Origin of the sequence: Marinimicrobium agarilyticum DSM 16975 (genome assembly GCF_000423345.1) — a bacterium.
GTDB classification, from domain to species: Bacteria; Pseudomonadota; Gammaproteobacteria; order Pseudomonadales; family Cellvibrionaceae; genus Marinimicrobium; species Marinimicrobium agarilyticum.
Genome location: NZ_KE384008.1, coordinates 514,784 through 538,384, shown reverse-complemented (window position 1 = coordinate 538,384; position 23,601 = coordinate 514,784). Strand labels below are relative to the sequence as shown.

The window sequence follows — 23,601 nt, the reverse complement described above, 5'->3', positions numbered from 1 at the left end:
GTCGCTCTCCCGCTAATGAGAGGTGTCGAGCTTTCGGAAGGTGACTTGTACAACCAGACCTTGGGCGTCCTCCCTGTCCAAAAATCTTAGTTCTCCTGCATGAAGATCTACAATTTTTTGTGTTATTGCTAATCCAAGGCCACTGCCATAGGTCTGGGTATCTGAAACACGGAAATTTCGTTTCGTGGAGTTCCTTTTTTGTTCGTTTGTCATGCCTGGTCCACTGTCGATAACCTCCAGAACGGCCAGATTCCCTTCCGTTCTTACCGCAACGACAATGTTGGCCTTTTCATCGCTATACTTTGAAGCGTTTTCAACCAAGTTCCTAATCAAGGCGGCAATGAGTGAACGGTTCCCCAAAACAAACACATTACGTCCGACCAGCTCAATTTCGTTCTTTCTGTGGATCTGCTGCGGCAACAATGATAGGACTTCTTTAGCCAAATCGTACAACCCAACCTCTTCCTGCAAAAGCTCAAGTTTTCTTGAACCAATACTATTGAGCAAAAGCAGTTGCTCGATGGTTTTCGACATGTTTTCTACGCCACGCGTCATACGCGCTAATGATAGCCGCCCCTCATCGCTAACAACCTCTTTTAGCTCCAAATTTTGAGCATGGACCTTTATCGCTGCTAAAGGGGTTCTTAACTCATGTGATAGGTCGGCGCTGAAGCTCTTTTCCTGTTTTAGTGCCTCATCAATGCGTTCAAGAAGACGGTTGACGCCCTTCTTTATCGGGTATAGTTCTTTGCTTACGGGGAGTGCAATGGGGTCAAGATTCTTACCATCGCGGGTAGCAATTTCTCGACTAAAAACCGAAATTGGTCTTGTCCCCAATATGACGCCTAGCGGAACAACAAGAAGAATCAGAAAGGTTACTACCAGCATAGTGAGCAGCTGATCACCTGTAATGAGCTCAATAAGTTCGTCTCGCGCCTCCGATTTCTGTGCGGTGTAAATCCATTTTTGAGTTAAATTTGAATACAGTGAAAAAATGTGCCACACGTCACCATCGTACTCGGTTCGACTAAAACCAGGAGCTGTTGCGGCAAGCGGATAGAGCGGGGCATTCTCAGACATGAGCAAAAGGTTACCCTCCAAATCCCATACCTGATACGCTATTTTCTTCTCGTAATGATGCCCCTGGGCTCCGTGACCAAGCAAATCATCAATATCAGGCACACTGGAAACCGAGGTGTCCTGCCGGTCGGAGATCGCCGTATCGGCGATGATCTGCTCTATCGTTCGCGCCACTTGTGCTTGTTGAGCATTAAAAATTTCCTCGATTTCCTCCTGTGTATGGCGATAGATATAATAGCCGGAGACGATATTGATTACTAATAACGAAACGAATAAAAAGCTGATTATCCGATAGCGAATTGATATCACGAGAAATGCTCTTCCACCAGCATATACCCTACACCTCGAACCGTCTTAATAGCATTATTGCCAAGTTTTTTTCGAAGGCGATGAATATGAACTTCCAGTGAATTACTTTCAATCTCTTCGTCCCAGCTATACGATAGCTCCTCCAGACTTTCGCGAGTAAAGACTTTCCTGGGTCTTTCAAAAAAAGCATGGATTAGCGAAAACTCGCGACGTGAAAATGTAATTCTTGAATTCTTCAGGAAAAGAGCGCGTTCGTTAACGTCCAATTTGGCATCACCCACTTGAAGCACGTCTGTGCGGCGCCCGTTAGCCCGTCGTGTCAGCGTCCGTATTCTCGCTTCAAGCTCATTGATATCGAATGGTTTTACCATGTAATCGTCAGCACCGGCATTTAACCCGGAAATTTTGTCATCGACCTGATCTCTAGCGGTCAATACCAGTATGGGAATATCAAGTTTTCGCTGCCGAGCTCCCGTAAGCACTTGCATGCCATCAATGTCGGGCAACCCGAGATCCAAAATTATCAAAGCATAATCAGCACTTTCCAGCCCTGCGATAGCGTCTTTTCCTGTGCCAACCCAATCTACGCTGTAGTGAAAATGTTTTAGCGCGGTTTTTATACCCTCTGCAAGAAGCTCATCATCCTCCACCAATAAAATTCTCATGTTCGGGTGCACCAATACTTTACGTCTTGATTTTTCAAAAATTGCTCTGCCTCTTTTCCGCTAAGCAAGGCGAGTGTTGCTAAACAGCCGGCTTGAACACAAAGCGGTGCATGTGTCGTCACGGATGACGGCGCGTTTCTGATTGGCCACCCTGTTTTTGGGTTTAGGATATGACCATAACGCTTACCGTTCTTGAGCAGATAGCGCTTCGCATCTCCGCTGGTGGCGAGAGCGCCTTGGATTATAGGAATGACCTGCTTGTGATTTTCTATTCCAACGCGCCAAGGGAGGTTTCTCTCACGAGGTTTTGTGACCTGAATATCCCCTCCCAAGTTTACCAATACAGAAACGTTTGGTGCATGGTGTAGGCATATATCCGATACCGAGCTAACGGCATATTCTTTTCCTATTCCGCCGAAATCAACTTCCATCCCAGGCTGCATTTGAATGTGGCGATCGGTAAATCTCACTTTTTCCCAACCAACAAGCGGGAGCAAATCGTCGATTTGGTGTTGTTGTGGGAGTCGGTCACTACAATCGAACTTCCAAGCACGACGAAGGACGCCAGACGTCAAATCAAACATACCTTCGGAGAGTTCGTAACAGGTTTGTGCGAACGACAAAAGCCGATAGCACTCATCGTCAATCTCGACAGGGGCGCCGTCGGCGTTATTGATAGCGAAACAGAGGTTATTTTTGGCGTATCGACTGAACTTTTCTTCAATTCGCTGGACTTCCGCCACTCCTTTCTCGGAAAGCCACTCTGCAAGCGACTGATCACGTGTATCAAAAAGCAGCTCACAGGGACTCGCCATCGCATGAAATTTAGCAGAAAAATAGGAATTGTGGCGACTAAGCTCATAGTTTTTGAGGGCTCTGATCGCCACGATAGACTCCTAGATCAAGTTAGGTGATGAGTATCGAGAATTATAGCATACGCATCAAAACTTATAGTCAAACTGCAAAATTACGGCATCGAGACTTGGATAGAGATCAAGTGATTCCAACTGGCCCAGCGGTTCTACTCCGACGCTCTGGGGCGCTTGGCTATAGTACTCAAGCCGTACCCCATACTCTCGGCCGTTTTCCAGTTTCTTTCCATATTTGACTCCCAACGTATAGGTGTTTAATTTACCTATTCGATAGTCTGCGCTAGCGAATTCAGGAAGTGACTCACCCTCTCGCAAAAAAGGTGTATAGAAATCCGCCTCACTTTGCTGATAGAAACGAACATGGGGCTCTATATAGCGGTTGTTGCTCAACAGAAAATGATAGCGAGACTCAATTGTATGGCTCTGTATTCCCCAGTCGTCGTTGGTTAACCGATAAGAAATATCCCAGACGGATTTTTCAAAGTGATATTTTGATTGGGCAAAAAATGCCTGTTTGGAGCGGGTTCCCGGCCGGTTTTCATACAGTTGATTTACTGACAAGCCCGAAGTGTCCACTTGGCTGACCACTTTGTAAGGGTCTGTAAGATAGCCATCCACCTCCGACAGGCTGATGTTAAACTGCGTTATCCAACGGCGATTGATGACCTGTGTCAACCCCAACACCACATCCACGGTATCTTTACCGTCCTCGCCACCACTCTGTCTTGTTGCATCAAAGGCCGCCTGGAAGGCCTCGGCGTTCGCAAACTGACCTTCATCAACAACCATCGTGGATAGGCCTACCGGACGGCCGCCGACGGCATCAACGGAGTCCATCGCATAAGAAAGCCCTAACGATACCGTGGTATTTTTGTTGTTCAAATATCGGCCAATCGAACTATTAAATGCTGCTGACTGATAATCATATTCATTTGAGAAGTTTGCACCAGTGGAGACAATGTATTTTTCCCCCAAAGGTTGAGACCACTGCGCAGCAACTTGGACGCGCGTATCCAGAAAGCTGTCATCAAGCGGTGTCTCGCCCGCCCCGGCTGTGTACTGCCCGTTGCCCGACGGTGTGGTAAACGTTTGAGCGGATGTCTGGGGTACCGCTCCATTGGCGGAGGCCCCTGTAAGGGAGTCGACTACGAGCTTGGAACTGAATTCCCGATCATCTTTCAAGGTTCTATTGGCTTTGAATATACCCTCTATCGCTTGAACTCGATCGGACTCCCCGTAGTACATTAGCGCTGCATCAAAGTCCCAGTCCTTCGCGACCGAATTTCCGGCTAATAGGGAGCACGATGCTGCGAACAAGGCCTTTTTGATACTCGTTTTTTTCAGTTGCATCCGCAGCCACCTCCCGCAAAACCACGTCCACCACTGGTACCCTCTTTGCTAAAATAGATATGATCATCAAGGGCCAAGTCGGTAGCGCCTGCGCTTAATGACATTTCTTCTTTTGCCAATAAATCCCTCTCCCAGGGTTGCACGCCAAGGGAGCTGCAGCCTGCCATGCCCAAGGCTACTAGAACCATAGAAAATTTGATTACTTTGAACATTGACCGTTCCTCATATCTATTTCGTTAACAAGGATTTAATTTCTTTCTCATAGGTGGCTTCGCGGTCTTCAAAAAATCCCTTATGAGACATCAATAGGTTGCCTTCATAGTCAACAATAAAGCTGGAAGGCATTCCTTTGAGGTCAAAAATTGTCGCGAGACGTCCTTTGGGGTCATAGAAAACTGGAAACTCAGTATTGATACTTGCTAAAAATTTATCGGCAAGGGCTCGCTCCTTGTCGACATTGACAGCAAGCACTTTGAATCCTTTGGAATGATGTTTTCTAACCATTTCATTCATCCAAGGGAATGATTTCCGGCAGGGGTTGCACCACGACGCCCAAAAATCGATATAAAGAATGTCTCCTTGCTTCATTGATGCTGAAGCCTTTATTTCCTCAAATACCTTGGCAGGAACGACGGATGGTTCAGCCCAGCTACTAATACTTAAAAGTAATAAAGGAATCAGAAAACTAAACTTTTTGAGCATTTCTCACCTCGATAGTGACCTTCCATTCTGAAATAGCCCCGCCACAGCGGGAACCAGGCACGGCATAATACCCAGTCTGTCAGTTGAACCTTAACGAAACCTTACAGCTCCCGAAAAGAAACGGAGGAAGGGTCGGAAAATCCATATACCCGAGGGGTCCAGCCATGTATGAATCCTGGAGTTAATCTGCCATTTTTGGCCAGTGTCTGGCTTCGTAAGGTTACCGTAAGGCTTCTGTGTCACCATGAAAATAACGCAGACTTTGAATGGAGCAATCGGTGAAATTACTATCAACTCAGGTGTTTTTTCTGTGGCTGGCGGCAGCGTTTAGTGGTTTTAGCACTCCCTCGCTTGCGTCTGAATCGGAATCCTTTCTCGACCCAGAGTATGCCTTCCAGCCGGCCGTTTCTTTACACGGCGAGCAACTTCAAGTTCATTGGCAGATAGAAGATGGCTACTTCTTGTACCGCCATGGTTTTAAGATTGAGGCCTTTCTTCCGGGTGGCAACCATGTGGAGATTCCCTACGACGCTCCAACGGGTCAAAGGAAATTTGATGAATTCTTGGAGCGCGAGGTAGAGATATACCACAGCGCCACCACCCTAACCGCTGAGATGAGTCCTTACGTGGGCAGGGGCTTTGATATCGCCGTGACGTCGCAAGGGTGCGCGGATAAAGGGCTTTGCTTCCCTCCGACGTCCTACCGGTTTAGAGTCAGTAAAAGCGGCGAGATTACGACTCTTTCCAACACCAGCAATTTAGGCAGTAAAATTAACGTCGGCGGCCTCCCTCTACAAGGGACTCCAACTTCGCAAAAGACGAGCTTTAGCGAGATCGTACTGACGCTGATTGGGGCATTGCTGGGTGGTCTAATACTGAACTTGATGCCTTGCGTATTTCCTGTTCTTTCCCTCAAAGCGCTGAGTTTTGCCAGCGGACATGAGTCAAAAGCCACGCTTCGAAAACACGGGTGGAGTTACACTCTTGGGGTTGTGGCCTCTTTCCTGTTCGCGGCAACTGCAATTTTGGCCGCACGGTCAGCGGGGCAGACGTTAGGCTGGGGATTTCAACTACAACATCCTGTCTTTGTCGCGCTCATGGCTTACTTGTTTTTTGTAATGGCGCTATCGCTATCTGGTGCCATCGAGCTTGGCGGATCATTTATGGGAATTGGCCAGAAGTGGACGACGGGCAATTCAGTGCAATCGTCATTTTTTACTGGTGTTTTGGCCGCGTTGGTGGCGAGCCCCTGCACGGCCCCTTTCATGGCAACGGCTCTGGGGGTAGCACTGACTCAATCCGCTCCGATATCTCTGCTTATATTTGCTGCGCTCGGGATGGGGATGGCGCTACCGTTTCTTGCGTTGAGTTATAGCCCCGCTCTTTCTCGGTGGATGCCAAAACCCGGTGCCTGGATGGAAAAGTTTAAGCAAGCGCTGTCTTTTCCCATGTATTTGACGGTCATTTGGTTGCTTTGGGTACTTTCGCACCAATCCAGCAGCGACACCGTTATTCTTACACTCGTAGGAATGCTGCTTATTTTCCTCACTTTGTGGATACGCGGACTTTCGGCTCAGAGTAAGCGCGTTGATATCCTGAAAAATGGCCTTGCACTTGTCGTATTCGTTCCTGCCCTTTTGATTGTCGCAAACATGGAAAGCGTCTCCGATAGCCATGGAGCCGATGCGGCGGAGACCTTCACCTTCGAGCGATTGGACCACTACCGATCACAGGGAACTCCTGTTTTCGTAGACCTCACAGCGGATTGGTGTCTTACGTGTAAAGTCAACGAGAAAGTCGCGCTGACGCCCTCTGTAAAAGCACAGTTGAAAGAACATGGGGTGATTTTCCTGGTCGGCGATTGGACCAACAAAAATTCCGAAATTGCTGAGTTGCTCAAACGTCATAATAGAAGTGGTATACCACTATATCTCATGTACCCTGAAGGCGGTGGCGAACCCGAGTTGCTGCCTCAACTACTTAGCGAAAGCATTGTCGAGAATGCGATGGGGCGAGCGCTACTTTAACGACGGCCTGCGGGTCGTTCTGCTGCGTTGTCCTTGCGCCGGAGGGTCTCGCCCGGTGCCTACCGAAAGGGTGGGCTTTTGGGAGCGTCTCAAGGGAGAAGTGTCATTGGCTTAGCCCTTTTTGCACTGTCGTTGAGGGCACCACTGTGGGTAAGAACGGGTGGACCAAACGTTTGGCCCACCGGGCTGGTTGATTATCAGTGATACCGCTGGCAGCAGTTTATTACGCGCTGAGAGGTATCCGGGTCCTTCTTGGCATCGCATTTTTCAGCAATATCACTGAGGCTGATGACACCGACAAAGTCCTTGTTGGTGTCGTTGTTCAGTACAATCAGACGCTGAACGCTTTGCTGGAACATGTTTTGCAAAACGTCTTTGACATCATCGTTTTCATAGCAGTACAGCACCTTACCGCTCATGATCGAACTGACCTTATCATTGGGGGATTTGCCGTTGGTCATGCCCCTGAGCGCGATATCGCGATCGGTGAGCACGCCCACGAGTTTCTCCCGGTCGGCCACCGGTGTAAAACCTCTACCCTCCTGTTCCAGACGCTTGGCGGCTTCACCGATCGTAGCGCTGGCTTCGATGAATTCTGGTTTGGGGCTCATGAGCTTTCTGACTTGCATCACTTGCTCTCCTTCTCATCGTTAATGTGAAGCGTTGCCTTACTAGGGACAAGCCTAGCTGATAAGAATTCCACTTTCCTCCCAGTACGATTCAATCAGCCCCCGTTTTTGTATTGCCTCTGACAATCACGCTGAGTTGTCATTCTGCAAGAGAAGGCCTTATGCTTGAGGGTATCGAAGTGTTTCACTGATCGTTCAAGGAGCCCTCATGGCGAATGATTCCCACTCTACTGCCGGCCATCGTCCGGTTTACCTCGTCGATGGCGCCCGAACCCCGTTTCTGAAAGCGCGGGGACGGCCCGGCCCCTTCACCCCGGTCGATCTGGCGGTTCAGGCGGGACGCCCGCTATTGATGCGCCAACCCTGCGCTCCCACCGCGTTTGATCAGGTGATTCTGGGGTGCGTCAACGTGATCTCCGAAGAGATGAACCCGGCCCGCGTCGCCGCATTGCGGTTGGGCATGGGAGAAAACATGCCAGCCTTTACGGTGCAGATAAACTGCGGTTCCGGCATGCAGTCCATCGATACGGCCTATCGTTATATACAAAGCGGCAGTTCCGACCTGATTCTGGCGGGGGGTGCCGAGGCGCTGAGCCACTCTCCCCTGCTGCTGCAGCAAAGAACCGTCAATTGGCTCGCGGATCTGCAACTCGCCAAAGGGCCGATGGCAAAATTGAAGGCATTGAGCCGGCTCCGGCTCGGCATGTTGAAGCCCGTGGTGGGCCTGGAGCGCGGGCTGACCGACCCCATTGTGGAGCTGAACATGGGGCAGACGGCGGAGGTGATCGCCCAGCTGTTTGGCATCACCCGCCAACAGGCGGATGAGTACGCCGTCAGTAGTCACCTGCGCCTGGCGCAGGCCCAGAAAGAAGGCTGGCTGGACAATGAAGTGGTTCCCGCCATCGCACCGGACGGCACGCTCTACCCGGAAGACAACGGGGTTCGGCGGGACAGCTCGGTCGAGCACCTCGCCAAGCTCAAGCCAGTGTTCGAGCGACCTTACGGTATTGTCACTGCCGGCAACAGCTCCCAGATTACCGATGGCGCCTCCTGGATGATTCTGGCCTCGGAAGAGGCGGTGAAGAAGCATAATCTGACGCCCAAGGCCGTCATTACCGACAGCCACTGGTCCGCGCTAGACCCCCAAATAATGGGCCTGGGGCCGGCCATGAGCATTGCGCAGTTATTGACCCGCCACAATATGAGTCTGGAGGATATTGACCTCTGGGAGCTCAATGAGGCCTTTGCCGTTCAGGTGCTGGCCTGCCTGGCCGCGCTCGATGACGATACCTTCTGCCGGGAAGCGCTCGGTTTGAAACAGCGCTTTGGCCGCATCGATATGGAAAAGCTGAATGTTGATGGCGGCGCCGTTGCGCTTGGGCATCCCGTGGGTACCAGTGGCAACCGCATTGTTCTGCACCTGATGAACACGCTGGAGCGCAAAGGGCTCAAACGCGGTATCGCGACACAATGCATCGGCGGCGGCCAGGCCGGCGCCATGATGATCGAACGACTTTAAGGAGAGCGCCAGATGACAGGTCCCGTATTTTCCGCACTACAGGCACGCGCCCTCGAATTGGGCCCGTTTGGCTATGAGCCCGGGCAGGACAGCAGCGGCCCCTGGAAGCATTGGCAGCTCAAGCGCGACGATGAGGGCATCGCCTGGCTGTTACTCAACAAGGCGGACTCAAGCGTGAATGTAATCTCCGCCGAAGTGTTGGAGGAGCTCAGCCAAGTACTCAACGAGCTTGAGGCCGACCTCCCCAAAGCCTTGGTATTACGCTCGGGAAAAACCGGCAGCTTTTGCGTGGGCGCCGATATCAAGGAGTTTCGCCATCTTCACAGCGAAACGGAGGTGAAAGACAAACTCTCTCACGCTCATGCGGTGGTAAATCGGCTGGTGGATCTTCGCTGCCCCACCGTGGCCGTCATCCACGGTGCCGCGCTCGGTGGCGGCCTGGAGCTGGCACTGTGCTGTGATTACCGCATTGCGGTGAAAGGCGCGACGTTTGGCACGCCGGAAGTGCTGTTGGGGCTGCACCCCGGCCTGGGAGGTACTGGTCGGCTGGTGGATCTGATCAGCCCTGTGCAGGCCATGACCATGATGCTGACCGGCAAAAATACCCGCGACAAAAAAGCCAAAGCGCTGGGCCTGGTGGATGCCCTGGTGCAGGAAAGGCATGTGGCGAACGCGGTGAGAGCGGTGGCGGACGGCAAGCTCTCGCGCCGCAAAAATCACTGGACGGCAAAACTGTTCCGCATTGACCCGGTACGTCGCTACGTCGGCAAGAAAATGCGGTCGCAGGCCGCGAGCAAGGCGCCGCCTGAGCATTACCCGGCGCCCAATGCGCTGATCGAATTGTGGGAAAGGCACGGCCGCAGCGGCAAGGATTTGCTGCGGCACGAAGTCAGCTCCTTCGCCAGACTGTTGACCAGCGAAACCTCCCGCAACCTGGTACGGGTCTTTTTCCTCAGAGAGCAACTTAAAGGCCTGTCGTCGGTCTCCGATGACATACCGCCGGTAAAGCAGGTCCACGTGATCGGTGCTGGGGCCATGGGGGGCGATATCGCTGGCTGGTGCGCGATTCAGGGACTTCGGGTGACGCTATTCGATACCCAGCCGGAAATGATTGCCAAAGCCATCGGGAAAACCGCCGACTTGTGCCGGAAAAAGCGCTTCAGCTCGGCGGACACCCGAGAAGTGCTGGACCGGTTGATCCCCGACTTCACCCACCAGGGGATCGGCCAGGCAGATCTGGTACTTGAAGCCGTCCCCGAGAAGCTGGAAATCAAACACAAAGTGTTCGCCGAGGTCGAGCCCCAGCTCAAAGAGGGGGCGATTCTGGCCTCCAACACCTCAAGTATTCCCCTGGAGCAGTTGCAGGAAGGCCTGAAGCAACCCGAGCGGCTGGTGGGCGTACACTTTTTCAATCCGGTCGCGCAAATGCAACTGGTCGAGGTGGTCAAACACTCGGCCCTCAATGACCACACCTACGACCGGGCCCGCCAGTTTGTCGGGCAGATCAGTCGCCTGCCCTGCCCGGTTTCTAGTGCGCCCGGGTTTCTGGTCAATCGCGCCCTGACGCCCTACCTGATCGAAGCGATCATGATGCTCGATGAGGGCGTCAAGGCGGAGAGCATTGACCGAGTGGCACTGGACTTCGGCATGCCCATGGGGCCGATTGAGCTGGCGGACCAGGTCGGTCTGGATATCTGCCTGGGCGTGGCGGACATGCTGCGCGAGCGGCTCGACAATGACCTGCCGGAGGCGCCACAGTGGTTCCGGGACAAAGTCGAGCAAGGCAAGCTCGGCAAGAAAACCGGTGAAGGCCTGTACCTGTGGGACAAAGGCAAACCGAAAAAGCAGGGGCAGGCCCCCCGAGCGCCAGAAGAGACTCTGGATCGTTTGATCCTGCCCATGCTCAACGCCTGCATGGCCTGCCTGAGCGAAAAGGTCGTGGAGGATGAGGAGCTACTCGACGGCGCCATGATTTTCGGCACTGGCTTTGCCCCCTTCCGTGGCGGCCCGATGAAATACGCCCATGAGCGCGGTTTCGGTGATATTCACCAGCGGCTTCAGCAGTTGGCCCAACTGCATGGGGAGCGCTTTAATCCCGACGCCGGCTGGTCCTGATGGCGCGTTGAGCAAGGACGCTCAGCCGCTTATAAATCCACTCTCAATGGTTTTTGCTGCCGGTATAGCGCCAGGCGATCTTCCCGTCGAGCGGTAGGAATTTTTAGCTCGCGAGCATCCTCTAGGGCCTTCTCCTGCCACTGGACAGCCTTTTCGAAGTCGCCGTTTTCCGCCGCGATGGCGGCAGCCGTCTGATAATAGCGCTGGCGATCGTGGTAGTCCTCATCAAGGGCCGCCCAGTGTTCTCTGGCCAGCTTTCCGTCGCGATAATGGTCGTCTGGGTAAGTGGCCAGAACCCAGGCATACCGGAGTCGAGCAGCGGTATTACTTTGAGCCGCCCGCTGCAGCCAATAGAAGCCCTGGTCCACATCTTTTGTAAATCTCACCCCGTGCAGGAGTTCCATTGCCAGCAGGTATTGCGAGTCTGAAATGCCCTCCTCGGCCGATTGGACCAACCAGAAATGACTCTTGACCGGGTCCGGGTAACAGCCCTTGCCACTGAGCGTATTTCTTCCGAGAAAAAAGCCCGCCACACTGTAGCCCTGTTTGGCGGCTTTCATATACCAGTCGTTTGGATTCTGAAGGTTTTCTTCTGAAAGGAATCGATCATCACCAAAAGACGATCGGGCCGCGCCCGTCAAGTAACCATAAGCGAATTGGTCTTCCGGGTTACCGGTTTCCGCTTTTTCCCGGGCGGAGGTCAATTGCCGGTTCATAAAACGACCTCGTTCTGATTCCGAAGAATTCTCCATCACGAACAGGAAACGGTAGACCACGCCGTGTTCGGGTACCGGCTTGCCCGCCACCGTGGACGGTTCGAACTGGAACGTTCTGAGGGCTTCTATCGCCGCTTCGGAGAAAGCCGAATCAGCGCTGATGTAGGCGTAATGATCGCTGGTGGTGCCGTCGGTTTCGATCGTAAACATGATATCCGCCCAGCCTTGGAGACCCCGGCGGGCCGCCGACCCCGGATAGTCAGGGCGCTGGGTGTGAAGCGGTTGAAAGCCCTTTACAGCCAGGGTTCCGGACGATAAAGCGGGACGCATTCTTTCGCGTAAGGCGTCATCATCGTACTGTTTAGATAACGCTTGATACCGCTTGAGGGCCAACGCTTTCTGGTCCTCTTCGAGAACATTCAATACTTTTTCATGAGTACCCGCTTCACGAAACTCCTCGTCCTGGGCCGCGAGCGCTAACCAGGCATAGGCCTCGACATAATCCTGTTCGACGTATTGGCCTTTCAGGTGCATGACCCCGATATTTCGCTGCGCCAGATGGTCGCCGCGTTTGGCGGCTACATCAAACGCATCGTACGCCAATGCAAAATTCCCGGCTTCGTAATGCTCCAAGGCCTGGGTTACGTTGGCAACGGCGGGCGCACCCATCAAGATCGAAAGCACAAAGGCGGGAACCCGCAATGAGCAAAGCGTCCATTGAATCATTGGGGTCACTCCTGGTTATCGTTGTTGGGCCGATCTTCAAGGGCGTTGTAATGGATGGAGAGCGTGGCTTCATCATCGCGACGAACCCCCTCCACTCGTATCTTTTTTGGAAAATGCTTCAATGGAACCTGATGTTTCTCATCATTCACGGTGGCCGTCAGCGTTGAGCGACCCCAGACCAGTTCGACGTTGAGGGGCTTGCCCCAGGGAATTTCGTTCTCAAAGTAGAGACTCTGGTAACCGTTGCGTTCATTGCTTTCAAACACCAAACGGCCTCGGTGGCCAGCATCACAATCTTCATCCAGGAGCTGAAAAAAGCCGGCCTGGCGCAGTCCACCACTACCCTTCCCGTCGAGGTAGACCGTAACGCGTTCAGCTGGCGCCAGCCGAGTGGTAAAGGTAAGCTTTCCCGCATCGGAGCGGGTGGCTAAATCCCAAGGATCTTTGGCATCGTCAAAGTAAACGTCGTAGGTGCCCGTGCTTTCGCAGGCGCTCAAGAAAAGGCACAGAAGCCCCCAAAGGAGCAAGAAGAAGGCGTGTCGCATAGAGGCAATCCCTGTTTATCAACGCTATTTATTCGTTATATAAATAGTATAACTTGCGCTTTGAGTCGTCAAACACGCACTACAGCACTGGATAGATCAAGGCGGTTGCGATCACCACGAGCCAGGGAGGCAGCCGCCAGAACATCAGAGCCCCAAAGGCAGCCAAGGCCAGCGCAAAATCACCGGCCGTAGCAATCGCACTGGTCCAGACCGGATCATAGAGGGCCGCCAACAGCAGTCCCACCACCGCGGCATTGATGCCTGACAGTGCTCGCCGTAAGGTCTCTTGACGACGCAGACGGCCCCATAGCGGGAACGCGGCCAAAAGCAGTAAAAACCCCGGCAGGAATATCGAGACCAAGGCCAGAAGCCCCAGCACCACGGCTTCCGGCCCCGTGCCGATGGCTGTGCCCAGGTAGCCGGCGAATGTGAATAGCGGGCCCGGTAAGGCCTGCGCCGCGCCGTATCCCGCCAGAAAAACATCAGGGGAAACCCACCCATCCGGTACCAGCTCCGCCTGCAACAGGGGTAAAACCACGTGGCCACCACCAAACACCAGGGCGCCAGCGCGATAGAAGCTGTCCATGAGTGCGAGGTAGGCGGTTCCAAATTGCGTCGACAGAAAAGGCAGGAGGGCCAGCAAAACGGCGAAGAGCAGCAGCGCAACCCAGCCTGTACTCGCCCTGGCCCCCGCAAACTCCCCATCGGTGGCCGTAGCGCGCGCTTTCAGCCAGAACACGCCCGCCGCCGCGCCCAGGGCGATGCCACTGAGCTGTCCCCAGACCCCACCGATCGTCAGGGCCAAAAGCGCTGAAATGACCGCAAGGGTGGCGGTGAGTCGGTCGGGACAGAGCGATTTGCCCATGCCCCAAAGGGCCTGGGCAACCACGGCAACGGCCACCACCTTCAAGCCCGCGAACATCTCGGGCTCGTAGGCCAAGCCGGTCTGGGTAAGCGCCAGGGCAAAGCCGATCATCAATGCGGCAGAGGGTAAGGTAAAACCCAACCAGGCTGCCAGAGAGCCCGGCAAACCCCGGCGGAAAAGGCCGATACCCATACCAACCTGACTGCTGGCGGGCCCCGGTAAAAACTGACACAGCGCCACCAGGTCCGCGTACTCGCTGTCGTTCAGCCAGCGACGGCGCTCAACAAATTCAGTGCGAAAGTAGCCGATGTGAGCCACAGGCCCGCCGAAACTGGTGCAGCCCAACGTGAGAAACGCAAGGAAGACTGAAAACAACGAGTCTCTGTCAGTACCGGGTGATGCCATGGGAAGCCCTTGAGCCTGTTCGCCGAAGCGCCCTATCCTAACCCTTAAGGCTTAAAATCGGCAATTCGAGCGCGGGCTCCATTGGCTCTGTGCTTCAATGGCGCCGCAAGCGAGCCGGGCTATAGCCCACCGGTTCTTCCGGCTCCTTGCTGACCTGTGCCGCGCGTGCGGCCGTCTCGGCCAGAAGATCTCGATGGACCCGGTGCTGATCCAGGCGACGCTGTTCGATAAACGCCCTCAATGGCCGGGCGCCCTGATCTTCCAGGACTTCCAACTCAAGCCCCATGCCAAACTGGGATTTGCGGACAACCAGAGCGCTGATACGGCAGCGTCGGTCACCCTTGATTCGCTGGCCCAACAGGATGTCGAGTTCCAGCTTTTGCAGTTCGCGCACGTCCTCATAGTCGGTTTCAACGTACAGGCCGTGACTGCTGCCATTTTTGATGCGCCCCATTGCCACCGGTGTGCCGTGTTTGTAAATCAGCGCATTGATGTTTAGTGGGACTCTTCGACTGCAGCGATGCTCCATGGCAATACACCTCATAATCGTGAGTGTTCGAGTGGTAAGTTGGGCGGACGCCCGTACAGCGTCAGCCAGTGAACCAGTGTCTGGGACAAATGAGGCGGAATTTGCGGCCAGACGAATCGCCAAAGCCAGTTGCCCTCTTCTGTGCCGGGGCGGTTCATTCGATGTTCGCTGTTAAGCCCCAACAGGTCCTGCAGGGGGATAACCGCGAGGTTGGCGACTGACGACAATGCCAGTCTGACCAATAGCTGCGGCATTCCGTCGTGACTGTGATGGCAATAATCCAGTAAGCGGTTCTGTGCTGCCTCGTCTTGCGAGCAGAACCAGCCGAGGCTGGTATCGTTGTCGTGAGTGCCGGTGTAGACCACCGTATGAGGTTTGTAATTGTGTGGCAGGTGGGGGTTTTTCGAGTCGCCGTCAAAGGCAAATTGCAACACCACCATACCCGGTAACTTGAACGCTTCGCGAAGCGCTTCGACCTCCTCGGTGATAAACCCCAGGTTTTCCGCCACCAGTGGCAGGTTTTTGTGTTCTCGGAACAGGCTGTTCAACAATGCCTTCCCCGGTGCCTCTACCCAGCGCCCGAGGCGCGGTTCTGGGGTTTCGGCGGGAATTTCCCAGAACGCTTCGAGGCCACGGAAATGATCGAGTCGGACCAGGTCAAACCAGAGCAACTGGGTGTTGACACGCTGACGCCACCACCGAAAACCGTTGGCCTGCATTTCGTCCCAGTTGTAGTGGGGGTTTCCCCAGTGTTGCCCGTTTTCGGAAAAATAATCCGGCGGTACGCCCGCCACCGTAAGCGGTTGGCCGGCGGCATCGAGCTGAAACAGAGACTGATTCGCCCAGACATCAGCGCTGTCGTGGGCGACAAAGATGGGCATGTCGCCGAACAGGGCGATTTGCTTTTTCCGAGCGTAATCACGCAATGCTTGCCACTGCTGATTAAAAATAAATTGCTCGAACCGATAGGCTTCAATGCTGTGGCTCAGCTCGCGTCGCATGCGTGCCATGCCTTGAGCCCGGCGTAAACGGATATCATCCGGCCAGTGGGTCCAGTCGCCCTCGGGGTAGCAATCACGCAGGGCCATAAACAGCGCGTAGTCATCCAGCCATTGGCGCTGTTCGAGACAGAACCGCTCGAAACCTTCAGCCCATTCTGGATGTTGGTCATAGCGCGAGAAAAAAGTGTCCGCCGCGCGCCGCCGCGCCTGTTTCGGGCTTTCATTAAAACGGTGCTCATGGGAAAGCCATTGCCTCGCCACCAAGTCATCCAGGTCGATCAACTCCGGGTTACCGGCGTGAACCGACAGCGTCTGGTAGGGGGAGCGGTTGAGATGCGTAGGCCCCAATGGCAACATTTGCCAGAGCGTGAAACCGCAGTCGGATAAGAAATCCACAAAACGGTAGGCATCCGCACCGAGGGTACCGCCCTCACCTTCCCCAGGCAGCGACGTAGGATGGAGCAGAACGCCGGCCCGGCGGTCGCGCAGGAGCGGATGAGGCAGATCACGCAGAGCCATCAGGCGGCGCCCTCCGCATGGCCTTTGCGCATCACGCCACCGGCGGCGGGCGAGCCGCCACCGTGACTGAAGGCCGACTTCAAATACTCTGGCGCCGGCTGTTTCAGGAGCGTATACAGGTTGATCAGATGGCGACGGTACAGGTAGTCAAAGTCTCGCACGCTCTCCGAGGGGTTGTAGTCTCCAAACCACCAGAACCAGTCCGAGCCCTCGCACTGGGCCAGTTGCAGTGCAGCCGCTTCCCGCTCTTCCTCGTCAAGCGTTTCTATCGACTGATCGTAAACCGCTTTGGCTTCACACAACATATCCCAGGCGCGGTTTTTATCCCGGTCCCCAATCCAGGTGGAAAAAGTCCCGTACACCCAGCTTCCCGCGACCATGTGCTTGAGGGAAACCGGTTCGAGTTTACGCTCGCTCAGCGCCGCCTCGTAGGTGGTCATTTCCAGGCGGGGATGATCGCTGATGCGCCGATAGAGGGCTTCAAGAAAGTGCCAGGCATTTTCCGGGTAATATTCCCAGGCGTTTTCCCCATCCATGATGATGGAAATGACACAGTTTTCCGAATCGTTGCTCTGGTTGGCGATATTGACCAGGTGGTTGATCAGATCGCCCACGGCGTCTTCGGCATGCCAATCGGCGTACTGGAAGCCGATCAAGTCCGATAGGCCGTCATCCCGGAAGAAGGTATAAAGGTCACTGCCTTCGAACTGATAGGCCCGATGTAGATGTTTGGGGGCCAGGCCAGCATTGGCCTTGTGCTTGATACTGTTATGCAGTACCGAGTCCCCGGTGGCGCTCCACAGAAACGACTCTTCGCTGAGCAATGCCAGAGTGGCATCGCTCAATGCTCCCTCCGATGCCCAGCAACCTTTCGGGCGACAACCAAAGTATTCCTCAAAAACGGAAAGGCCGTGCTGCAAATGCCAGTGCGCTCGAGCTTCACCACCGGGATATTGCGACGCCTGGGGCAGAGCCACATTGGGCATGGCTTCCCGTGCGCTGCCGAGGTCGATCAGCAAGGGCAGTATGGGATGAGCGTAGGGACTCATCGCCAGTTCGATGCGCCCCTGTTCCTGCAGTTTCCGGTAACCGGGTTTTATCAGTCGAATCTGGTCGGCAATGACCGACAATAACGTTCTCCGGTCCTCCATGGTGAATCCGCCGGCCTTTTTCTGCAGCGCCTTGATATGAGAGCCACTTCTGCGTTGGTGTTCACCGAGCCAGGCCAGGTGATACCAGACCAGCATGTCAATCAGAAACTGTTCGTTTAAATAATTCAGGCCCTGTGGCGCTTCCAGAGTCTGTTCAAACAATTGAACCAATGCGCGATAGGGAGCGAAACGTTCAACCATCCGGTCGCGGTGGGCACGCAAACAGTTCTCGGCCAGCGTCTGGAACGCCTCGGTGCCCGGCGCCGGCAAGGCGTCCTTGGTAAGCGCGGCAAGCATCGGGTCGCGTATCGCCTCGCCCCTATCCAGGTACTGGTCCAATTGCAACAGATAGTCATCCAGCTGCTCAAGCAGGATCGGCGCAAAATTCACCACCGCCCGGGCGCCCGGATGCGCCTCCAGGTGAGCCAACATATCGGTGTAGTCTTTCAAGGCGTGCAGGTAGGTCCAGGGAAAGTAATATTCGCCGGTGAGCCGGTCGCGATAATCCGGTTGGTGCATATGCCAGCAAAACACGACCTTGGCCGAAGGCCGGGTCACTTCAGAACACATGGGGGTAGCCCTCGTCCAACATTTCGGGAGTCACAAGAACGACCCCGTTGGGTGAAACATGGAACCGCTTCCGATCGTCCTCCAGGTTATGACCAATCACTGTGCCGGGAGGAATCTGGCAGCCACGATCAATCAGCGCCTTTTTAATACGACAGTTGCGCCCGACATCAACATTGGGAAACAGTACCGAGTCGGTGACCTCGGCATACGAGTGAACCCTCACTCGAGGAAACAACAGGGAATGGTGTACGTGCGCACCCGATACAATACAGCCACCGGCGACCATGGAGTCCACCGCGCTCCCCCGCCGCCCCTCGTCATCAAATACAAATTTGGCCGGCGGCACCTGCTCCTGGTAAGTCCAGACCGGCCACTCGGAGTTGTACAGATCCAGCTCCGGGGTAATGCCGGTCAGCTCGAGATTGGCCTCCCAGAGGGAGTCGATGGTTCCCACATCCCGCCAGTAGGCTTTGCCACCCGAGACCGGGTCCCGGAAAGGGAAAGCCATGACGCGATGGCTTTTCATCAGGGAGGGAATGATGTCTTTACCGAAGTCGTGGGAGGAGCCCGGCAGGTTTCGGTCATTGAGCAGTTCCCGGAACAACACTTCGGTATTGAACACATAAATGCCCATGGAAGCCAGCGCCTGGTTGGTTGAGCCGGGCATGGGCTCCGGGTTCTTCGGTTTTTCCTGAAACTTGATGATCTTATTGTCCTCATCAATGTTCATTACCCCGAAGGCGCTGGCTTGCTCCAGGGGCACTTCGATGCAACCCACCGTAATGTCGGCTTCTCGTTCCACATGGGCTGCCAACATGGTGCCATAGTCCATTTTGTAAACGTGATCACCCGCCAGGATCAGGACATAGGCGGGGTTGTGTCGGCGGATAATATCCAGGTTCTGTAAAACCGCATCCGCCGTACCCGCGTACCAGTTTTCACCCATACGCTGCTGGGCCGGAAGCAACTCGACAAATTCCCCCAACTCCCCACCAAGAAAACCCCAGCCCCTCTGAATGTGACGATCCAATGAATGGGATTTGTACTGGGTCAGCACGCTGATACGACGGATTCCGGAGTTCACGCAATTGGATAATGGGAAGTCGATAATGCGAAACTTTCCGCCATAGTGCACCGCAGGCTTGGCGCGCCAATTGGTTAACTGGTGCAGGCGGGATCCGCGTCCGCCGGCCAATACAATCGCCAGGGTCTCGCGGGTCAAACGGCTGACAAAACGTCCGGATGTGGAGGTGAGCATAAAGGATCCCCAGAACAGGAAGCCATCGTCAATAGGGTGCCCCCTTCGACAATGGTTTCACGACAACAGTTGAGCAATAAGGGTGCCAAGGATTCCCGCAACGACTGAAACTCTTCGGGCAATCCGTCGGCCGTTTTACATGACTCAATTAAGTGTAGTCATAAAAACGAGAGGTCAACTTGTTCCTGATCAACTCGCGCTGTTTTTTGTGGCACCAAAAGCTTCATTGATGGAAGCTCATAAACCGCTGGTAATATAACGGCATCCCTATTACGCTTTAACGACATACGCTTGGAAGAGTCATGTCCTATGCCAGCGACTGCCTTGAAGGAAGCCAGCGAGCGCTTGGCGCAAGCCCGTCACCACGACCCGTTTCAGGTGCTCGGCCGCCACCCCCTGCCGGGGGACGCTTCATTGGTCACGTTCCGTGTTTTCCTGCCTTACGCGGACAGTATCTCAATATCTGGCGTAACCTCCCCGCTGACGTTAACCCGGAAAACCAAAGACGGCCTCTGGTGCTGGGAGGGGGACAAAGCCTTATTACCCCCCCACCCCGAATTGCACTGGCGGGACGCCAAGGGCTGCACTTATACGGAGCGAACCCCCTACACCTTCGCCCCACAAGTGGGCGAGCTGGACCTGCACCTATTCGGAGAGGGGCGGCATTGGCAAGTGCACGATGTGCTCGGCGCCCACTGCAAAACCGTGGACGGTATCGAAGGCGTGCTGTTCGCGACCTGGGCGCCGGCGGCGGAACGCGTGAGCGTGGTCGGGGATTTCAACTTGTGGGACGAGCGTCGCCATCCAATGCGTATATTGGGTGGCAGCGGCGTCTGGGAGCTGTTTATTCCCGGGCTGAGCCCGGACAGTCTTTATAAATTCTCGGTTCGCAATCGCGACACCGGCCATGTACAAGCCAAAGCCGACCCTTACGGTCGCGCCTTTGAAGTTCGCCCGCAGACCGCCGCCCGGGTGGTGGCTCCCAGCCGTTATCGCTGGGGTGATGCCGACTGGCTCAAGCGACGGTCCGAATGGAATTGGCAAGCGGCTCCTGTTTCGGTGTATGAGTTGCACCTGGGCTCGTGGCAGCAGACCCAAGACGGCGGGTTTATGAACTATCGCGATCTGGCCCACCAGATCGCGGACTATGTGAAACCCCTCGGTTTCACTCACATCGAACTGCTCCCTATCACCGAGCATCCGCTGGACGACTCCTGGGGTTACCAGACCACCGGCTACTATGCCCCTACCAGCCGCTTCGGGTCACCGGATGATTTCCGGTATTTTGTCGACCACCTGCACCGGGCCGGGGTGGGCGTCCTGCTGGACTGGGTTCCCGCCCATTTCCCCAAAGACGAACACGCTCTCGCCCGCTACGACGGCACCGCTTTATACGAACACGAAGACCCCCGTCGGGGAGAACATCGGGACTGGGGCACGCTGATTTACAACTACGGCCGCAATGAAGTGCGCAACTTTCTCTTGGCCAACGCCCTTTATTGGCTGAAAGAGTTTCACATCGACGGGCTGCGGGTCGATGCGGTGGCCTCCATGCTCTACCTGGATTACTCCCGCGAAGAAGGCGACTGGCTGCCCAATCGTTATGGTGGCAACGAGAACCTGGAAGCGATTGATTTCCTGCGCCAGTTGAACGAGCTCTGCCACGGGGAACACCCTGGAGCACTGGTGATGGCAGAGGAGTCCACGGCCTGGCCTCAGGTCACACGCCCCACCTGGGTGGGCGGCCTGGGCTTTTCCATGAAGTGGAACATGGGTTGGATGCACGACACTCTGCTCTACATGAGCAAGGATCCAATTTACCGTCACTACCATCACGACCAACTCACCTTTGGTCTGGTGTACGCCTTCACCGAAAACTTCATGTTGCCGTTTTCTCACGACGAAGTCGTGCACGGCAAAGGTAGCCTGGTGGGGAAAATGCCCGGCGATGACTGGCAAAAGCTCGCCAACCTCCGGTTACTCTACAGTTACCAGTGGACCTACCCGGGTAACAAGCTGTTGTTTATGGGGTCGGAATTTGCCCAGTGGAAAGAATGGGCCTATCGCAAGCCCTTGGACTGGTTCCTGTTGGACCTTGAGGCGCACCGCGGCATTCTGAGCGCGGTGACGAATTTAAACCACCTGTATCGCAACCGGACTGAGCTGCACCAGCGCGGCTTCCGGCCAGAGGGGTTCGAGTGGATCGATTGCCATGACAGCACCCAGTCCATTATCAGCTACCTGCGCTCTAGCGATGCGGGTTTCCTCATCGTAGTTCTGAACTTTACCCCCACCCCCCGGGAAGGCTACCGGCTGGGCGTGCCCTGTGCCGGTCAATATCGAGAAATTTTCAATTCGGATTCCACTTATTACGGGGGAAGTAATATCGGCAATCCGCTGCCCATTCCCTCCGACGCTTCGCCCTGGATGAACCGCCCCCATTCGATTCAGGTGACTCTGCCGCCGTTGGGAGCCATTATTTTTGAATGTCAGGCACTATGAATATTTTGTGGTTGGCGAGTGAAGCGTTCCCCCTGATCAAGACCGGCGGCCTCGCCGATGTGGCCGGTGCCCTGCCCCGGGCGTTGATCAAACGCGGCCACTCGGTCCGTCTGGTGTTGCCCGCCTACGCCTCAGTGTTTCAGAGGCTGGAGTCACACGGTACTGAGGGCAAGGCGCCCCCACTCAAACCCCGGGGCACCTTGCTATTGGATGGGCGCGAGGTTCGTCTCTGGCAGAGCCGCTTGCCGGGTACCCGGGTCATTGCCTGGCTGGTGGATATTCCCGAGTTTTCCGAGCGGGCTGGCAACCCCTATGTCAACGCGCAAGGCCGCGACTGGCCCGACAATCATCGGCGTTTTTACACGCTGTGCCGTGCGGCGGTGGAGTTGGCCATGGGGCGGGCGGGGATCGACTGGAAGGCGGACCTGGTGCATGCCAATGACTGGCAGGGTGCCATGGCCTGCGAGCTGTTGGCCCGGGAGGACAAAGGCAAAACCCGACCACCGGCCAGTGTCTTTACCATTCACAACCTGGCCTATCATGGCCTGTTCAGCCATTCCGCGCTGCAAGAGCTGGGGTTGCCGCCCTGGCTGTGGCAACCCGATTACCTGGAGTTTTACGGTCAATTGTCCTTTATCAAGGGAGGGCTTGTGTTTGCCAACCGGTTGACCACCGTCAGCCCCACCTATGCGCAGGAGGTTCAGACGCCCGACGTCGGCTGCGGACTGGACGGTTTGTTGCGAGCCCGGCGGCATCAGTTCTGCGGCATTCTCAATGGCATTGATATGAACGAGTGGAACCCCAAGCGGGATCCGCACCTGAGTGCCCGCTATGACCGCGAGCATTTGGGAAAGAAAAAGCTCAACAAGCAGGCCCTGTGCGAACAACTCGGCTTGGCCTATGTGCCGGATAAACCGCTGTTGGGTTTTATCGGAAGGATGGTGGAGCAGAAAGGTCTGGATCTGCTGCTGGGGACGCTGCCGGAGTTTCTGGCCCGAAACGAGATTCAGGTTGCCATACTCGGCAGCGGCATGACGGAATATGAAGAGGCGTTCCAAAAGCTGGCCCGGGACTATCCAACGCAGCTGTCCGTCAACCTGGGTTACAACGAGGCATTGGCTCACCGGATTGAGGCGGGCGTCGACCTGTTTTTGATGCCCTCCCTGTTCGAGCCCTGCGGGCTCAACCAGCTATATAGCCTCCGGTATGGAACCTTACCGCTGGTCCACGCCGTGGGCGGCCTGAAAGATACCGTCATTGATGGGGATGACCCGGAACAGGCCAATGGCTTTTGCTTTCAAAGCCCGACCACGAGTGCTCTGCGGGCGACCATCCAGCGTGCCCTGTCACTGTACCGTGAGCACCCCGAGGCCTGGCAGGCAAGGCAGCTCAACGCCATGGGCGGTGACTACTCCTGGGACCGGAGCGCCGCCGAATACGAACGGGTGTATGAAGCGGCCCTTTTGGAGTCCGCTTCGGAGTTACCTTCCATGGGCTGACCCCATATCGCTGTCTCTCAACCGAATTTCTGTCAGTGGAATCCTTT

At 55.1% G+C, this 23,601-nt stretch carries 19 protein-coding genes; 5 read left to right on the top strand and 14 right to left on the bottom strand.

Features of this window, described 5'->3' with window-relative positions; genetic code table 11:
- Positions 1-12 precede the first annotated feature (12 nt).
- The 6 genes from G547_RS0118275 to G547_RS0118250 are packed head-to-tail and all read right to left on the bottom strand — an operon-like array spanning position 13 to position 4,978.
- Positions 13-1,389: a sensor histidine kinase gene (locus G547_RS0118275; protein WP_027331068.1), complete on the bottom strand. Its 1,377-nt coding sequence runs from the start codon at positions 1,387-1,389 to the stop codon at positions 13-15.
- Positions 1,386-2,054: a response regulator gene (locus G547_RS0118270; protein WP_027331067.1), complete on the bottom strand. Its 669-nt coding sequence runs from the start codon at positions 2,052-2,054 to the stop codon at positions 1,386-1,388. Before G547_RS0118270 ends, G547_RS0118275 begins: the two co-directional genes overlap by 4 nt.
- The gene (locus G547_RS0118265; RefSeq protein ID WP_211224592.1) at positions 2,051-2,941 is read right to left on the bottom strand and encodes an FAD:protein FMN transferase; all 891 of its coding nucleotides are present in this window, start codon (positions 2,939-2,941) and stop codon (positions 2,051-2,053) included. The genes G547_RS0118270 and G547_RS0118265 overlap by 4 nt, the downstream gene beginning before the upstream one ends.
- A 54-nt stretch (positions 2,942-2,995) precedes the next feature.
- Positions 2,996-4,276, bottom strand: a complete 1,281-nt coding sequence (locus G547_RS0118260) for a DUF3570 domain-containing protein (protein ID WP_027331065.1) — start codon at positions 4,274-4,276, stop codon at positions 2,996-2,998.
- Positions 4,267-4,488, bottom strand: coding sequence for a DUF4266 domain-containing protein (locus G547_RS0118255; protein WP_027331064.1), 222 nt, complete (start codon positions 4,486-4,488; stop codon positions 4,267-4,269). The genes G547_RS0118260 and G547_RS0118255 overlap by 10 nt, the downstream gene beginning before the upstream one ends.
- A gap of 16 nt (positions 4,489-4,504) precedes the next feature.
- Positions 4,505-4,978 (bottom strand): TlpA disulfide reductase family protein, encoded by a 474-nt coding sequence (locus G547_RS0118250; RefSeq protein ID WP_027331063.1) that lies wholly within the window; start codon positions 4,976-4,978, stop codon positions 4,505-4,507.
- A 278-nt stretch (positions 4,979-5,256) separates the two neighbouring features.
- On the opposite strand from G547_RS0118250, the gene G547_RS22225 reads away from it, so the two are divergent.
- On the top strand, positions 5,257-7,005 hold the full coding sequence (locus G547_RS22225) for a protein-disulfide reductase DsbD family protein (RefSeq protein WP_051235711.1): 1,749 nt from the start codon (positions 5,257-5,259) through the stop codon (positions 7,003-7,005).
- Between the two features lie 197 nt (positions 7,006-7,202).
- On the opposite strand, the gene G547_RS0118240 is transcribed toward G547_RS22225, so the two are convergent.
- Positions 7,203-7,634, bottom strand: coding sequence for a CBS domain-containing protein (locus tag G547_RS0118240; RefSeq protein ID WP_027331062.1), 432 nt, complete (start codon positions 7,632-7,634; stop codon positions 7,203-7,205).
- Positions 7,635-7,842: 208 nt separating this feature from the next.
- Between G547_RS0118240 and G547_RS0118235 the strand changes: the two genes are divergently transcribed.
- A complete protein-coding gene (locus G547_RS0118235; RefSeq protein ID WP_027331061.1) occupies positions 7,843-9,153 on the top strand; it encodes an acetyl-CoA C-acetyltransferase in 1,311 nt (436 codons plus the stop codon).
- Positions 9,154-9,165: 12 nt separating this feature from the next.
- On the top strand, positions 9,166-11,268 hold the full coding sequence (locus tag G547_RS0118230; protein ID WP_027331060.1) for a 3-hydroxyacyl-CoA dehydrogenase NAD-binding domain-containing protein: 2,103 nt from the start codon (positions 9,166-9,168) through the stop codon (positions 11,266-11,268).
- Between the two features lie 29 nt (positions 11,269-11,297).
- Here the strand turns inward: G547_RS0118230 and G547_RS0118225 are convergent, their stop codons facing one another.
- The 7 genes from G547_RS0118225 to glgC form a co-directional block, all read right to left on the bottom strand.
- Positions 11,298-12,710, bottom strand: coding sequence for a TonB family protein (locus G547_RS0118225; RefSeq protein ID WP_027331059.1), 1,413 nt, complete (start codon positions 12,708-12,710; stop codon positions 11,298-11,300).
- 5 nt (positions 12,711-12,715) lie between these two features.
- Positions 12,716-13,255 (bottom strand): hypothetical protein, encoded by a 540-nt coding sequence (locus G547_RS0118220; protein WP_027331058.1) that lies wholly within the window; start codon positions 13,253-13,255, stop codon positions 12,716-12,718.
- Positions 13,256-13,334: 79 nt separating this feature from the next.
- Positions 13,335-14,525 carry a chromate efflux transporter gene (gene chrA / locus G547_RS0118215; protein WP_027331057.1) on the bottom strand — a complete coding sequence of 397 codons (1,191 nt, stop codon included), beginning with the start codon at positions 14,523-14,525 and terminating at the stop codon, positions 13,335-13,337.
- A gap of 94 nt (positions 14,526-14,619) precedes the next feature.
- Positions 14,620-15,054 (bottom strand): PilZ domain-containing protein, encoded by a 435-nt coding sequence (locus G547_RS22875; RefSeq protein WP_051235710.1) that lies wholly within the window; start codon positions 15,052-15,054, stop codon positions 14,620-14,622.
- Between the two features lie 11 nt (positions 15,055-15,065).
- Entirely contained in the window at positions 15,066-16,574 is a 1,509-nt protein-coding gene (gene malQ, locus G547_RS22215) for a 4-alpha-glucanotransferase (RefSeq protein WP_051235709.1), read from the bottom strand.
- A complete protein-coding gene (locus tag G547_RS0118200) occupies positions 16,574-18,295 on the bottom strand; it encodes a glycoside hydrolase family 57 protein (protein WP_027331056.1) in 1,722 nt (573 codons plus the stop codon). The genes malQ and G547_RS0118200 overlap by 1 nt, the downstream gene beginning before the upstream one ends.
- Complete coding sequence (gene glgC, locus G547_RS0118195) at positions 18,285-19,553, bottom strand: glucose-1-phosphate adenylyltransferase (RefSeq protein WP_027331055.1); 1,269 nt, start codon at positions 19,551-19,553, stop codon at positions 18,285-18,287. The genes G547_RS0118200 and glgC overlap by 11 nt, the downstream gene beginning before the upstream one ends.
- A gap of 309 nt (positions 19,554-19,862) precedes the next feature.
- Here glgC and glgB point away from each other — a divergent pair, with 309 nt between their 5' ends.
- Entirely contained in the window at positions 19,863-22,055 is a 2,193-nt protein-coding gene (gene glgB / locus G547_RS0118190; RefSeq protein ID WP_027331054.1) for a 1,4-alpha-glucan branching protein GlgB, read from the top strand.
- Positions 22,052-23,554 carry a glycogen synthase GlgA gene (glgA, locus tag G547_RS0118185; protein WP_027331053.1) on the top strand — a complete coding sequence of 501 codons (1,503 nt, stop codon included), beginning with the start codon at positions 22,052-22,054 and terminating at the stop codon, positions 23,552-23,554. The genes glgB and glgA overlap by 4 nt, the downstream gene beginning before the upstream one ends.
- The last annotated feature ends 47 nt before the right edge of the window (positions 23,555-23,601 follow it).